General features: G+C 63.5%; 13 protein-coding genes. 11 read left to right on the top strand and 2 right to left on the bottom strand.

Annotation, left to right across the window (positions count from 1 at the left end; genetic code table 11):
- Positions 1-47: 47 nt before the first annotated feature.
- The 11 genes from C513_RS0103305 (at position 48) to tsaA (ending at position 12524) form a co-directional block, all read left to right on the top strand.
- The gene (locus C513_RS0103305; RefSeq protein WP_033394808.1) at positions 48-1430 is read left to right on the top strand and encodes a NarK family nitrate/nitrite MFS transporter; all 1383 of its coding nucleotides are present in this window, start codon (positions 48-50) and stop codon (positions 1428-1430) included.
- 171 nt (positions 1431-1601) lie between these two features.
- Positions 1602-5297, top strand: a complete 3696-nt coding sequence (locus tag C513_RS0103300) for a nitrate reductase subunit alpha (RefSeq protein WP_018714607.1) — start codon at positions 1602-1604, stop codon at positions 5295-5297.
- Positions 5298-5349: 52 nt separating this feature from the next.
- Positions 5350-6900, top strand: coding sequence for a nitrate reductase subunit beta (gene narH / locus C513_RS0103295; RefSeq protein WP_018714606.1), 1551 nt, complete (start codon positions 5350-5352; stop codon positions 6898-6900).
- A gap of 10 nt (positions 6901-6910) precedes the next feature.
- Positions 6911-7561: a nitrate reductase molybdenum cofactor assembly chaperone gene (gene narJ / locus C513_RS0103290; RefSeq protein ID WP_018714605.1), complete on the top strand. Its 651-nt coding sequence runs from the start codon at positions 6911-6913 to the stop codon at positions 7559-7561.
- Positions 7562-7578: 17 nt separating this feature from the next.
- A complete protein-coding gene (gene narI, locus C513_RS0103285; protein ID WP_018714604.1) occupies positions 7579-8268 on the top strand; it encodes a respiratory nitrate reductase subunit gamma in 690 nt (229 codons plus the stop codon).
- Between the two features lie 184 nt (positions 8269-8452).
- Positions 8453-9220, top strand: a complete 768-nt coding sequence (gene modA / locus C513_RS0103280; protein WP_018714603.1) for a molybdate ABC transporter substrate-binding protein — start codon at positions 8453-8455, stop codon at positions 9218-9220.
- A gap of 24 nt (positions 9221-9244) precedes the next feature.
- On the top strand, positions 9245-9922 hold the full coding sequence (gene modB / locus C513_RS0103275; RefSeq protein ID WP_018714602.1) for a molybdate ABC transporter permease subunit: 678 nt from the start codon (positions 9245-9247) through the stop codon (positions 9920-9922).
- A gap of 3 nt (positions 9923-9925) precedes the next feature.
- Positions 9926-10696, top strand: a complete 771-nt coding sequence (locus C513_RS0103270) for an ABC transporter ATP-binding protein (protein WP_018714601.1) — start codon at positions 9926-9928, stop codon at positions 10694-10696.
- A complete protein-coding gene (locus C513_RS12605; protein ID WP_169335113.1) occupies positions 10674-11183 on the top strand; it encodes a nitrogen fixation protein NifQ in 510 nt (169 codons plus the stop codon). The genes C513_RS0103270 and C513_RS12605 overlap by 23 nt, the downstream gene beginning before the upstream one ends.
- Positions 11184-11205: 22 nt before the next feature.
- The gene (locus C513_RS0103260) at positions 11206-12021 is read left to right on the top strand and encodes a TOBE domain-containing protein (protein ID WP_018714599.1); all 816 of its coding nucleotides are present in this window, start codon (positions 11206-11208) and stop codon (positions 12019-12021) included.
- Between the two features lie 29 nt (positions 12022-12050).
- Entirely contained in the window at positions 12051-12524 is a 474-nt protein-coding gene (gene tsaA, locus C513_RS0103255; protein ID WP_018714598.1) for a tRNA (N6-threonylcarbamoyladenosine(37)-N6)-methyltransferase TrmO, read from the top strand.
- A gap of 12 nt (positions 12525-12536) precedes the next feature.
- On the opposite strand, the gene C513_RS0103250 is transcribed toward tsaA, so the two are convergent.
- Positions 12537-13214, bottom strand: coding sequence for a response regulator (locus tag C513_RS0103250; RefSeq protein ID WP_018714597.1), 678 nt, complete (start codon positions 13212-13214; stop codon positions 12537-12539).
- On the bottom strand, positions 13211-15127 hold the full coding sequence (locus tag C513_RS0103245) for an ATP-binding protein (RefSeq protein ID WP_018714596.1): 1917 nt from the start codon (positions 15125-15127) through the stop codon (positions 13211-13213). Before C513_RS0103245 ends, C513_RS0103250 begins: the two co-directional genes overlap by 4 nt.
- Positions 15128-15132 lie beyond the last annotated feature (5 nt).

The following is a 15132-nucleotide window of genomic DNA, read 5'->3' as shown; positions in this document are numbered from 1 at the left end:
TTCTCTTGCAAACTGAAGGGCCGCCTGGCGGCCCGGGAGCATACAACATGGCATCCTCTCGCGTATTGACCCAGTGGGAGCCGGAGAATCCGGCGTTCTGGGAGCAGACCGGCCGCAAGATTGCGCGTCGCAACCTGTGGATCTCGATTCCGGCGCTGCTGCTGGCCTTTGCCATCTGGCAGGTCTGGAGCGTGGCAGTGGTGAACCTGCCCAATATCGGCTTCAAGTATTCGCCCAACCAGCTGTTCTGGCTGGCGGCGGTGCCGGCGCTGTCCGGTGCCACCATGCGCATCTTCTACTCCTTCATGGTGCCGATTTTTGGCGGCCGCCTGTGGACCACGCTGAGCACGGCCAGCCTGCTGATTCCGGCCATCGGTCTGGGCATGGCAGTGCAAAACCCCGAGACCAGCTTCACCCACATGATGATCCTGGCTCTGTTGTGCGGTTTTGGCGGCGCCAACTTCAGCTCCAGCATGGCCAACATCAGCTTCTTCTTTCCCAAGTCGGAAAAGGGTGGCGCGCTTGGCATGAACGCCGGCCTGGGCAACCTGGGCGTGTCGGCCGTGCAGTTCCTGGTGCCGGTGGTGATCACCTTTGCGCTGTTCGGCGCCCTGGGTGGCGAGCCGCAGACCTGGGTCAAGGGTGACCAGACCAAGCAGTTGTGGCTGCAGAACGCCGGTTTTGTCTGGGTGCCCTTCATCATCCTGTCGGCGCTGGCGGCCTGGTTCGGCATGAACGATATCGCCTCGGCCAAGTCCTCGTTTGCCGATCAGGCGATGATCTTCAAGCGCAAGCACAACTGGCTGATGTGCTGGCTCTACACCGGTACCTTCGGCTCCTTCCTGGGTTTTGCCGCCGGTTTCCCGCTGCTGATCAAGAGCCAGTTTGCCGGCGTGGATCCGACCCAATACGCTTTCCTGGGCCCGCTGGTCGGTGCACTGGCGCGTCCCATCGGAGGCCGCCTGTCCGACAAAATCGGCGGAGCCAAGGTGACCCAGCTGGTCTTCATCGGCATGATCATCGGTGTGGTGGGGGTGCTGACCTTCCTGCCGCAGAACGGCCAGGGTGGCAACTTCTGGGGCTTCTTCGCCAGCTTCCTGGCCCTGTTTGCCCTGACCGGCATCGGTAACGGCTCCACCTTCATGCAGATTCCGGCGATTTTCGGCAGCCTGCACATGCGCAACGCCAAGACGCCGCAGGAACAGGAGACCGCCAAGCTGAATGCCAACCGCGAATCGGCTGCCGTGCTGGGCTTCACCGCCGCGATTGCCGCCTACGGTGGTTTCCTGATTCCCAAGAGCTACGGCACGTCGATGGACCTGACCGGTGGCGTCGAGGGCGCACTGTATGCCTTCATCATCTTCTACATCAGCTGTGTAGTGATTAACTGGTGGTATTACGCCCGCAAGGGTGCGGAAGCTCCCTGCTGATCGCAGGCCGGACGGCTGCGGCCCTCCCCCAAAAGGAGTAGGGCTGCTTCCGTCTTTTGCCTGCGGAGCCGGTAACCACTGGCGGATGGGGTGAAGGACGGATTTTTCTTAGACTTCAAAGAACGGGCATGGCGGGGTTTGTCACTGCCACCCAGGACACACGGAGGCGACATGAGCCACTTTCTCGACCGACTGAAATTCATGAGCAAGGTGAAATCCACCTTCTCCAACGGCCACGGCGCGGTAGTCAAGGAAGACCGCCAGTGGGAAGATGCCTATCGGCAGCGCTGGCAGCACGACAAGGTGGTGCGTTCCACCCATGGCGTGAACTGCACCGGCTCCTGCAGCTGGAAGGTGTACGTGAAGAACGGCCTGATCACCTGGGAAACCCAGCAGACCGATTACCCGCGCACCCGTGCCGACCTGCCCAACCACGAGCCGCGTGGCTGCCCGCGTGGCGCCTCCTACAGCTGGTACGTGTACTCTGCCCAGCGCGTGAAATACCCCATGATGCGCGGCAAGCTGGCGCAGATGTGGCGCGAGGCGCGCAAGACCATGAGCGCGGTCGAGGCCTGGGAATACATCAGCCAGGATCCGGAACGCGCCAGGGAATACAAGTCGCGCCGCGGTCAGGGCGGTTTTGTGCGCGCCACCTGGGAAGAAGCCAACGAGATGGTGGCTGCTGCCAACGCCTACACCATCAAGAACTACGGTCCTGACCGCGTGATCGGTTTCTCGCCGATTCCGGCCATGTCCATGGTGAGCTATGCCGCCGGCAGCCGCTACCTGAGCCTGATTGGCGGCGTGCCGCTGTCCTTTTATGACTGGTACTGCGACCTGCCGCCGGCCAGCCCGCAGATCTGGGGCGAGCAGACCGACGTGGCCGAATCGGCCGACTGGTACAACTCCACTTACCTGATGGTGTGGGGTTCCAACGTGCCGATGACGCGTACCCCCGATGCCCACTTCTACACCGAAGTGCGCTACAAGGGCACCAAGACCGTGGCGGTGTCCAGCGACTTTGGCGAAATGGCCAAGTTCGGCGATATCTGGCTGGCCCCCAAGCAGGGTACCGATGCCGCCCTGGCCATGGCCATGGGCCACGTGATCTTCAAGGAATTCCACCTCGATAACCCGTCCGAGTACTTCACCGACTACATCCGCCGTCTGACCGACATGCCGATGCTGGTGCGCCTGAAGGAAGAGGGCGGCCATTATCTGCCGGAGTATTTCCTGCGTGCCAGCCAGCTGGCCGACAATCTGGGCGAGGACAACAACCCCGATTGGAAGACGCTGATGATCGACGAGCTGACCGGCGACGTCGTGGCGCCCAACGGCTCCATCGGTTTCCGCTGGGGCCAGGCCGAGGGCAAGACCGGCAAGTGGAACCTGGAAACCAGGGAAGGCACCACCGACCGCGAGGTCAAGGGCCAGCTCAGCCTGCTGGGCCGGCACGACGAGGTGGTGGGCGTGGCCTTCCCGTACTTCGGTGCCGAGCACGACGACCAGCTGACCCGCAACATCCCGGCCAAGCGCGTCCAGCTGGCCGATGGCAGCAGCGCGCTGGTGACCACCGTGTTCGACCTGATGGCGGGCAACTACGGCATTGACCGCGGCCTGGGTGGCGGCAACGTGGCCACCAGCTACATGGATGACGTGCCCTACACGCCGGCCTGGCAGCAGAAGCACACCGGCGTCAAGCCCGAGATGGTGATCCAGGTGGCGCGCGAGTTTGCGCAGAACGCCGACCAGACCCAGGGCAAGAGCATGGTGATCGTGGGTGCCGGCCTGAACCACTGGTACCACATGGACATGTCCTACCGCGGCATCATCAACATGCTGATGCTGTGCGGCTGTATCGGCCAGAGCGGCGGTGGCTGGTGCCACTACGTGGGTCAGGAAAAGCTGCGTCCGCAAAGCGGCTGGGCTCCGTTGGCCTTTGCCCAGGACTGGAATCGTCCGGCGCGCCAGATGAACGGCACCAGTTTCTTCTATGCGCACACCAGCCAGTGGCGCCACGAGAAACTCGGCGTGAACGAGATCCTCTGCCCGACCGCTGCCGGCAACATGGAGCACATGTCGCTGATCGACTACAACGCCAAGGCCGAACGCATGGGCTGGCTGCCGTCTGCCCCGCAGCTGGAAACCAACCCGCTGGACCTGACGCGCATGGCAGCCGAAGCCGGCATGGATCCCGCTGCCTACACGGTGCAGGGTCTGAAGGACGGCAGCATCGACATGAGCTGCAATGACCCGGACAACCCGAAGAACTTCCCGCGCAACCTGTTCGTGTGGCGTTCCAACATCCTGGGTTCTTCCGGCAAGGGCCACGAGTACTTCCTGAAGTATCTGCTGGGCACGCAGAACGCCGTGATGAGCGACGAGACCCAGTGCATCCAGCCGAGCGAAATCACCGTGCGCCCGGCTGCCGAAGGCAAGCTGGACCTGCTGGTGGTGCTGGACTTCCGCATGTCCACCACCTGCCTGTATGGCGACATCGTGCTGCCCACGGCCACCTGGTACGAGAAGGATGACCTGAACACATCCGACATGCACCCGTTCATCCACCCGCTGTCCGAGGCCGTGCAGCCGCTGTGGCAGAGCAAGACCGACTGGGAAATCTACAAGGGCTTTGCCAAGGCGATTTCCGAGGTCGGCAAGGATTACCTGGGCGTGCAGAAGGATCTGGTGCTGACGCCGCTGATGCACGACTCCCCGCAGGAGCTGGGCCAGCCCTTTGATCCGCGCGACTGGAAGAAGGGCGAGTGCGACCCGATTCCGGGCAAGACCATGCCGGCCATGACGGTGGTGGAGCGCGACTATGGCGCCATCTACCAGAAGTTCACCTCCATCGGTCCGCTGATGGAGAAGGTGGGCAACGGCGGCAAGGGCATGGCCTGGAAGACCGAACGCGAAGTCGAGCAGCTGCGCAAGATGAACAAGGTGGTGGCCGATGGCGTGGCCAAGGGCCAGCCCAGGCTGGATACCGCCATCGATGCGGCCGAGATGATCATGACGCTGGCCCCCGAGACCAACGGCCACGTCGCCGTCAAGGCCTGGGAATCGCTGAGCAAGATCACCGGTCGCGACCACACGCATCTGGCGATCCCGCGCGAGCATGACCACATCACCTTCCGCGACATCCAGGCGCAACCGCGCAAGATCATTTCCTCGCCGATCTGGTCCGGTCTGGAAAGCGAGGAAGTGAGCTACAACGCCGGCTACACCAACGTGCACGAGCTGATCCCGTGGCGCACCCTGACCGGTCGCCAGCAGTTCTACCAGGATCACCAGTGGATGCGCGCCTTTGGCGAAGGCATGTGCGTGTACCGTCCGGCGGTGGATCTGAAGACCACGGCTGCGGTGCACAACCACAAGCCCAACGGCAACAAGGAAATCCTGCTGAACTTCCTGACGCCGCACCAGAAGTGGGGCATTCACAGCACCTATTCCGAGAACCTGCGCATGCTGACGCTGTCGCGTGGCGGCCCGCACATCTGGATCTCGGAGAAGGATGCCAGGGAAGCCGGCATCGTGGACAACGACTGGGTCGAGGTGTTCAACGTCAACGGCACGCTGACGGCGCGCGTGGTGGTGAGCCAGCGCATCCCGCAGGGCATGACGCTGATGTACCACGCCCAGGAAAAGATCGTGAACGTGCCTGGTGCCGAGATGAGCGGCAAGCGCGGCGGTATCCACAACTCGGTGACGCGTGCGGTGACCAAGCCGACGCACATGATCGGTGGTTACGCGCAGCTGGCATATGGTTTCAACTACTACGGAACCGTGGGCTGCAACCGCGATGAGTTCATCGTGATGCGCAAGATGAAGAACGTGGACTGGATGGACCAGCCCTTGTCCAAGTAAGGCCAGCGGGCGGCAGCCGCCGCCCGTTCACCAAGATCTCAGGAGATACGCAATGAAAATCAGAGCCCAAATCGGCATGGTGCTCAACCTGGACAAGTGCATTGGTTGCCACACCTGCTCGGTGACCTGCAAGAATGTCTGGACCAGCCGCGACGGCGTGGAATACGCCTGGTTCAACAACGTGGAAACCAAGCCCGGCATCGGCTTTCCGAAGAACTGGGAAGACCAGGAACAGTGGAAAGGTGGCTGGGAGCTGGATGGCGGCGGCAAGCTGCGTCCCAAGCAGGGCGGCCAGCTGAAGATTCTGGCCAACATCTTTGCCAACCCCAACCTGCCGCAGATCGACGAGTACTACGAGCCTTTCACGTACGACTACGAGCATCTGCAGAATGCCCCCGAGATGCCCACGCCGCCTACCGCGCGCCCGGTGTCGGTGCTGACCGGCAAGAAGATGGACAAGATCGAGTGGGGCCCGAACTGGGAGGATGACCTGGGCGGCGAGTTTGCCAAGCGCGCCAAGGATACCCTGTTCGAAGGCATCCAGAAGGAAATGTACTCGGCCTTCGAGAACACCTTCATGATGTACCTGCCGCGCCTGTGCGAGCACTGCCTGAACCCGACTTGCGTGGCATCCTGCCCGTCCGGCTCGATCTACAAGCGCGAGGACGATGGCATCGTGCTGATCGACCAGGACAAGTGCCGCGGCTGGCGCATGTGCATCAGCGGCTGCCCGTACAAGAAGATCTACTACAACTGGACCAGCGGCAAGGCCGAGAAGTGCATCTTCTGCTATCCGCGTATCGAGGCCGGTCAGCCGACCATCTGTTCCGAGACCTGCGTGGGCCGTATCCGCTATCTGGGTGTGCTGCTGTACGATGCCGACAAGATCGAGGAAGCCGCCAGCGTGCAGGATCCGCAAAGCCTGTACGAGGCCCAGCTCGGCGTGTTCCTGGACCCGAACAACCCCGCCGTGATCGAGGAAGCCCGCAAGCAGGGTATCCCCGAAGCCTGGCTGGACGCTGCGAAGAACTCGCCGGTATACAAGATGGCGATGGAGTGGAAGGTGGCCTTCCCGCTGCACCCGGAATACCGCACCATGCCGATGGTGTGGTACATCCCGCCGCTGTCTCCGATCCAGAGCGCGATGGAAAACGGCCTGATTGGCGAAAACGGCATCATTCCCGATGTCAAGGATCTGCGCATCCCGATCCAGTACCTGGCCAACCTGCTGACGGCCGGCAAGGAAGAGCCGGTGGTCAAGGCGCTGGAAACCATGGTCGCCATGCGCCGCTACATGCGCAAGAAGTCGGTCGAGAAGGTGACCGATCCCGATACGCTGAAGGGCACGCACCTGACGCCGGAACAGGTCGAGGAGATGTACCAGATCATGGCCATCGCCAACTACGAGGACCGTTTCGTGATTCCCACCACCCACAAGGAGCTGGTGGAAAACACCTTCGACGAAAAGGCGGCCTGCGGATTCACCTTTGGCAACGGTTGTTCTACCGGTACCAGCAACGAAAGCCTGTTTGGCCGCAAGAAGGCAACGCCCATCGTGTTCCACGAGATGCGCCGCGCACTCAAGGAAAACCGCGAGAAGTAAGGAGGACCGCATGAGCCAGATTCATTACCAGGCGCTGTCTGCCCTGCTGTGCTATCCGGAGCAGGAGCTGCTGGACGCGCTGCCGGAGATCCGCAGCGCACTGTCCACCCAGCCGGCGCTGCTGCAGGCGGTCGAACCGCTGCTGGCGCACCTGTCCGGCGGCGACCTGATCGCGCTGCAGGAAGCCTACGTGGCCACCTTTGACCGCAACCCGGCGCATTCGCTGCACCTGTTCGAGCATATCCATGGCGAGGATCGCGCCCGCGGCCAGGCCATGGTGGACCTGATGGAAGAGTACAAGACGCACGGTTTCGAGATGAGCAGCGAGGAGCTGCCCGATTACGTGCCGCTGTTCCTGGAGTTCCTGTCGCAGTGCGAGCCGGACGTGGCCAGCCCGCTGCTGGGCGATGCGGTACACGTGCTGCACCATGTGGCCGGCAAGCTGGCGGACAATGCCTCGCCTTATGCCAGCGTGCTGCAGGCGGTGGTCAGCCAGTCACCGGTGGCTCCCGAGCCGCTGGTGACGCCGCCGGTGCGTGACATGGACGAGGCCATGGAAACCTTCGGCCCTGGCGTGGACGGCATCGAGCCCTTGCTCAAGCCGGCTTCGCCTGCCACAGCCCCCCTCAATTTCTACCGCCAGATGCCGCAGACGGCCTGACTGGAAGGAGATACATCATGAGCTATCTGCACCAATTCGTTTTCGGAATCTATCCGTATATCGCGCTGACCGTGTTCCTGCTGGGCAGCCTGATCCGCTTTGACCGCGAGCAGTATTCGTGGAAGTCCGAGTCCAGCCAGGTGCTGTACAAGGGCAACCTGCGCGTGGCCAACATCCTGTTCCACGTTGGTATCCTGGGCCTGTTCTTCGGCCACCTGTTCGGTCTGCTGACCCCGATTGCCATCTGGGATGCCCTGGGCATCACGCACGGCCAGAAGCAGGTGTTTGCCATTGTGATGGGCGGCATCTTTGGCGTCATGTGCCTGATTGGCGTGCTGATGCTGCTGGCGCGCCGGTTCGGCAACGAGCGCCTGGCGGCCAACACCACCTGGCGCGACAAGCTGGTCATGATCTGGATCCTGATCACGCTGCTGCTGGGCCTGTCCACCATTTTCGTGTCGCTGGACCACCTGGACGGCCATGAAATGGTGACGCTGATGAGCTGGGCGCAGCACATCGTGACCTTCCGTGGCGGTGCGGCTGACTTCATCGTGAACGCATCCTGGGTGTTCAAGCTGCACCTGTTCATGGGCATGACGCTGTTCGTGATCTTCCCGTTCACCCGTCTGGTGCACGTGTGGAGTGGCTTTGCCAGCGTGACCTACCTGGGCCGCGCCTGGCAGCTGGTGCGTCCGCGCCGGGTGTAAGCAGCACGCAGCGCAAGACGCGTAGCGATTGACAAGACAGATTCACCTCTTGGCCGCCCTTCCGGGCGGCCGTTTTTTTGCCCCTGCAGCGGGTGGCCGGGCAGGGCTAAGCCATTTGGGGGAATCGGGCAGCAGGCTCCACGTGATATATTGTTGTATACAACGAATCCCTTTCCTGGAGACCATGACCATGTCCGCCATTCGCCCCGTTCTTCGCGCCGTGTCCGTGTTGGCCCTGCTCGGTGCCAGCGCCTTGACACACGCAGCCGAAATCACCGTCTCGGCCGCTGCCAGTCTGACCAATGCCTTCAAGGACATGGGGCAGGCCTACGAAAAGCAGTATCCCGATGCCAGGGTGCGCTTCAACTTTGCGGCCTCCGGCCCGTTGTTGCAGCAGATCGCCAAGGGCGCGCCGGTGGACGTGTTTGCTTCGGCCGACCAGGAGACGATGGATCGCGCCCAGCAGCAGGGCTTGCTGCAGGCCGGTACGCGCCAGGATTTTGCCCGCAACACGCTGGTGCTGGTAGTGCCGCGCGACAGCCGTGTGCCGCTGCGCCAGTTGGGCGATCTGCGCCGCGCCGATGTCAAGCGCATTGCCCTGGGCAACCCCGACAGCGTACCAGTGGGCCGTTACAGCAAGCAGGCCATGGAAGCCGCCGGCCAGTGGACTGCGTTGCAGCCCAAGGTGATCAATACCCAGAGCGTGCGCCAGTCGCTGGATTACGTGGCGCGCGGCGAAGTGGATGCCGGCTTTGTCTACGCCACCGATGCGGCCATCATGCCGGACAAGGTGCGCGTGCAGTTCACGGTGCCCACCACCAAGCCGGTGAGCTACCCGGTTGCCACCATCAACAGCAGCACCCAGCAGGTCGAGGCCAAGCGCTTTGTGCGTTATGTGCAGTCGCCTGCCGGTCAGGCCGTGCTGCAGCGCTACGGTTTCAGCAAGCCCTGAGCGCGGCAATAAGGGCAGATATCCATGGACCAGGTGGCATCGGCGCTGACACTCTCGCTCAAGGTGGCGGGCATGGCCACGCTGGTGTGCCTGGTGCTGGGCGTGGCCGTGGGCTATCTGCTGGCGCGCAAGCGTTTTCCGGGGCGTGAGCTGCTGGATACGGTGCTGACACTGCCCATGGTGATGCCGCCCACGGTGCTGGGCTATTACCTGCTGGTGCTACTGGGCCGCAAGGGCTGGCTGGGAGGCTGGCTGCAGGACACTTTCGGCATCAACCTGATCTTTACCTGGCAGGGTGCGGTGATTGCGGCCAGTGTGGTGGCGTTTCCGCTGGTATTCAAGCCGGCGCGTGCCGCGTTCGAGGCCGTGGATGGCCAGCTGGAGCAGGCAGCACGGGTGCTGGGGGTGAGCGAGTGGGGCATTCTGTGGCGCGTGACGCTGCCACTGGCCTGGCGCGGCATTCTGGCCGGCCTGTTGCTCGCGTTTGCGCGGGCCATGGGCGAATTCGGGGCCACGCTGATGGTGGCCGGCAGCATTCCGGGCGAGACCCAGACCTTGTCGATTGCCGTCTATGAGGCGGTGCAGGCCGGTCAGGATGATGTGGCCAACATGCTGGTGCTGATCATTTCCGTCACCTGCGTGGCGATCCTGCTGGCCGCCGGCAAGCTGGCCCCCGGGCGTATCGTGTCGCGGGAGGGCTGAGCCATGTTCGATATCGCCATCGACAAGGTTCTGCATTCGGGAGAGCGGCGCTTCCATCTGCAGCTGCAATGGCGCTCGGCGCATCGCCGGGTGGTGCTGCTGGGGGGCTCGGGCGTGGGCAAGACGCTGACGCTCAAGGCCATGGCCGGCCTGCTGCAGCCGGATGCCGGCCATGTGCGGCTGGCGGGCCGCACCCTGTTCGATGCGGAGCAGGGCATCAACCTGACGCCGCAGCAGCGCCAGGTGGGCTATCTGTTCCAGGACTATGCGCTGTTTCCGCACCTGACGGTGCGCCAGAATATCGGCTTTGGCCTGCAGCGGGGCTGGCGCAATCCGCGTGCCCGCGAACGCCTGCCCGAGGTGGAGCAATGGTTGGATGCCCTGCACATCACGCAGCTGGCCGATCAGATGCCGTACCAGCTCTCGGGTGGCCAGCGCCAGCGCGTGGCCCTGGCCCGTGCCCTGGCGGGACGGCCCGGCGCCTTGCTGCTGGACGAACCATTTTCGGCGCTGGACCCGGCCTTGCGCCAGGCCTTGCGCAGCGAACTGGACGATCTGCAGCGCCGCCTGCAGCTGCCCATGGTGCTGATCACCCACGATCCCGAAGATGCACGCCAGCTGGGCGAGCACATCATCCACCTGCAGGACGGGCGCGTGTTGCGCGAAGAGTTTGCCGAGGTGGCACCATCGGCATCGGCGCTTTCCGATCGGGTGCCTGATTTTCGGGAGGCCAGTGATGTCCGATTGCCCCTTGCCCCTGCTGCTACGCCCTGACGGCAAGCCCGTTACCCTGCAGAGTTATCTGGCCCGGATGGCGAGCGAGCCGGTGGAGCGGGTCGTGATGCACGTGATGCGTGCGGCCCAGCAAGGCGATCTGCCCCTGTACGCCTGGACCCTGGCCCTGCCACAACATCGCTTGCTGGTGCTGTTGCGTGCGCTTTATCCCGAGTTGCCGGTTCTGCAAGGCCTGCCGGTTGCCGCCTACCGACGGCTGGTTGCCCGGGTGCCGCCCTGCCGGCAGGCGCTGGTGGATCATTTGCTGGCCCATGCGGACCCTGATGGGGATCACCTGCGCCAGGAAGCCCTGGCGCGCGCCCTGGCCATGGCCGGCATGGGAGAGGCAGAACTCTGGCAAGATGCAGGCATGCCCAGCCCGCAGGCGCTGCAGCAGTTGCTGAAGACCCACTTCCCCGATTTGCCGGCTTCCGGCATGGTGTGGGGCAGCATCGGGCAAGGCGGCAGCGTCGGGCTGCAGGGCTAATGCTTTCAGGGAGAACGCCAGCATGTCCACCATTTCCAGCCCCGTGATTGGCCTGCAGGGCCAGCTCAGCATGACCGTACAGGGCGAATTGCTGGGCGGCGCGCGCCAGGTCGCCTTGCTGGAGGCGATTGCCGGCACCGGGTCCATTACCCAGGCGGCCAAGGCCATAGGGATCAGTTACAAGGGCGCATGGGACACCATAGACCACATGAACCGGCTGGCCGGCGAACCGTTGCTGGAGCGCAGCAGCGGTGGCAAGGGCGGCGGAGGCACGCGACTGACACAGCGCGGCCTGCAGCTGGTAGACAATTTTCGCCAGATCGAGGCCGAGTACCAGAAATTTCTCGCCTTGCTCTCCCAACAGGCCGCCGGTATGGCGGACGATTACTTGCTGATGAGGAAATTAGCCATGCAAACCAGTGCACGCAACCAGTTTACCGGGACCGTTCATGCCATCCAGACCGGAGCAGTCAATGACGAGGTCGTGATCGATATCGGCGGTGGCAACCAGGTAGTGGCCATTGTCACGCATGACAGCACGGTCAGCCTGGGGCTGCAGGTGGGCGGTCCGGTGATCGCCCTGGTGAAGTCCTCGGCCGTGCTGCTGGCCACCGAAGTGGAGGATGTGCGCTTCTCGGCGCGCAACCGCCTGACCGGTGCCATCAGCCGCCTGCATCCCGGCGCGGTGAATACCGAGGTGGTGCTGGATCTGGGCGAGGGCCAGTCGATTGCCGCCATCATCACCGTGGGCAGCGCCGAGGCGCTGCAGCTGGCCGAAGGCCAGCGTGTCACGGCGCTGTTCAAGGCCTCCAGCGTGATCCTGGCCGTACCGGTCTGAGTTCGCGGCCGGCCATGGAGACGATCGTGATGACGCCGATTGGCGTCATCCACACGCCTTTCCGGCAGATGCGCGATACGCCGATCCAGCCCCTGGGCGGGCAGGCGGTGCGCGGCCAGATCGTGCTGGACCCGGCCTATGCCGAGGGGCTGGCCGATGTCGAGGGGTTTTCGCACCTGACGCTGGTGTACTGTTTTGACCGCATCACGCAGCCGGCACTGCGCGTGGTGCCCTACATGGACACGCAGGAGCGCGGCATTTTTGCCACCCGTGCGCCCAAGCGGCCCAACCGCATCGGCCTGTCCACGGTGCGGCTGCTGGGGGTGCAGGGTGGCGTGCTCGACATTTGCGATGTGGACATGCTGGACGGCACTCCGCTGCTGGATATCAAGCCGTTTTACCCGCGTTATGACAATCGGCACGATGCGCGCGCCGGCTGGCTGGAGCAAGTGGCCGAGCCGCCGGTGGCGCAGTTGCGGGCTGATGACCGCTTTGCCCGCTGAAGGTCGGGGCGCTCAGTCGCGCTCCAGCTTGTCCAGGCCGTTTTCCACCGCATAGACGGCGGCCTGCACCCGGCTGTGCAGGTTGAGCTTGCGCAGAATGTTCTGCACGTGCACCTTGATGGTGCTTTCGGCCACGTCCATTTCGCGCGCGATCTGCTTGTTGCTGACACCTTGCGCCAGCCAGGACAGGGTTTCGCGCTCACGCGGGGTGAGCGATTCGTATTCGGGCGCCTGGCTGCTGGCGGCGGGTGCACGCAGGCGCTGTACCAGCTTGGCGGTCATCTCGGGCGAGAGCACGTTGTCGCCATCCACGGCGCGACGGATGGCGGAGAGCAGGAAGTCGGCATCGATCTTTTTCAGCAGATAGCCGCGGGCTCCGGTTTTCATGCACTCGGCCAGGTCTTCGCTGTCTTCCGACACCGTCAACATCAGCACCGCCAGCTGCGGCTGGGTGTTGAGCAGCTGTGCCAGGGCATCGCGGCCATGCATCACCGGCATGTCCAGATCCAGCAGGACCACATCGGGGTGCAGCTGCTCGGCCAGCTTGACCCCTTCCAGGCCATCGCCGGCTTCGCCCACGACCTGGAAATCGGACTGGCGTTGCAGCAGCGCCTTGAGGCCGCTGCGGAACAGGGTGTGATCATCTACCAGCAGGATGCGGATCGGGCTGGAAGCGGTATCGGTAGTCATGTGGCGTTGCGTTCCTTTTCCGGGAGGTGCAGGGTGACGCGGGTACCCCCCTGCGGCACGTGTTCGATGCGGATGCTGGCGTGGATGCGACGGGCGCGTTCCTGCATGATGGACATGCCGACGTGGCGTGCCTGGCGCGACTGCATTTCTGCCAGGTCGATGCCGCAACCATTATCGGTCACCGTCATCACGAGATCGGCATCGTTGCGGATGCGGACATCCACGTGACTGGCCTGGGCGTGCTTGCGCACATTGGAGAGTGCTTCCTGCAGGATGAAGATCACCTGCAGCTGCTCCTGCGGGCTCAGCGGCAGACCGTTGCCACCGATTTCCAGGTGGACGGCGACGCGCGTCTGCTGCTCGAAGCGCTGCAGCAGGCTGCGCACCGCATCGGGCAGCTCCTGCTTGCTGATGCGGACGCGGAAGTTCAGCAGCAGCTCGCGCACATCCTCGTAGCTTTCCTGCACGCCGGTGCGGATAAAGGCCAGATTTTCCTGCGCCTGCTCCTGCTTGCCACTGGCCAGGGCCGATTCCAGCATTTGTACCTGCAGGTTGAGGAAGGAGAGCGATTGCGCGATGCTGTCGTGCAGGCCCTGGGCCATCAGGCTGCGTTCTTCCATCACGGCGAGCTGGCGGTCACGGGCGGCCAGGCGCAGGTTGTTGATGGTCACGCCCAGATGGCTGCCGAGCGCTTCCAGTAGCTTGTGCTCGTCCTGGGTCAGGTTGTGTGCGCGGCGGAAGAACAGGGTGTAGATGCCGAGATCCTGCTGCTTGGTGCGCACATGGAAGATGGCAAAACCCTGGAAGCCGGCCTGTGCGCAGTGCAGCGGCTCGCCGTTGTCCTGCAGTACGCGGTCGGTATCGGTATGCAGCGTGATCGGTTGTATCGCCTGCAGCGAGCGGCCACAGTAGCAGCCGCTGGTGTGCTTGCAGTCGGACTGCTGCAGCAGCTCTTCCGGTACGCCGATTTGCGCGACCACATCCATCATGTGGCGCTCCGGATCCAGCAGGCGCACAAAGCCGGCGTCGGCTCCGGTCAGCCGCATCACCTGCTCCAGAAAGCCGTTGGCGGCCTGTTCCAGCTCCTGCTTCTGGTTCAGCAGGGTGGTGACGGCATACAGGGTGCGCAGCTGCAGGTTGTTGTCCTCCAGCTCGCGGGTTTTTTCCTGCACCTTTTTTTCCATGTCCTGCAGCAGTTCCTGCAGGCGCTCTGCCATGGTGTTGAAGCCGGTGGCGAGCACGCCGAATTCGTCCTGGCTGTCGAGCTGGACGCGGCTGTCGAGCGAGCCTTGGCTGAGGCGCAGCGTGGCGTCGTGCAGCTGACTGACCGGCAGGATCACCATCAGGTAGAGCAGGTAGATCATGGTCAGCGCGCCGATCAGGGCAAAACCGATCAGCAGGAACTGGAACATGCGCAGCATGGCGGTGTTGTGTGCATTGTGCTGCTCGACCAGGCGCACCAGCTGGTTGATGTGGCCGACAAAGCGATCGACCTCGGTGTTGAGCTGTTCCGGACCGATCTGGCGCGCATGGATCGGTTCCAGCAGCGACAGCATGTCGTCCTGCCACTGGCGCTTGATGACCTGGGCCAGTTCGCGGATTTCCGGCGTGTCGGGCAGCAGCAGCGGGCGTGACGGATCACCGGCGATCAGGGTGTTGAGGGTTAGCTCGAAGACGCGCTTCTCGGCATCGATGATTTCGCGTGGCTGGTCCTGGCTCAGCATCACCAGCAGGTGGTAGCTGCGCATGCGCAGGCTGCCGGCATCGTTGATGGCGGCACCACCGCCCTGCAGCTGCCAGGACAGCACCAGCGTGTAACCGATGGACACCGTGGCCACCACCAGCCACAGCACCGACAGCACGATCAGCTTGGTACTGAGGCTGTGGCGGCTGGGCAGGTTAGACAGGTTCATGCGGG

Source organism: Allobrachymonas chironomi DSM 19884, assembly GCF_000374625.1.
Classification (GTDB): Bacteria; Pseudomonadota; Gammaproteobacteria; order Burkholderiales; family Burkholderiaceae_C; genus Brachymonas; species Brachymonas chironomi.
Note: the sequence above shows the minus strand (reverse complement) of the source record. Positions and strands in the feature narration are given on the sequence as shown.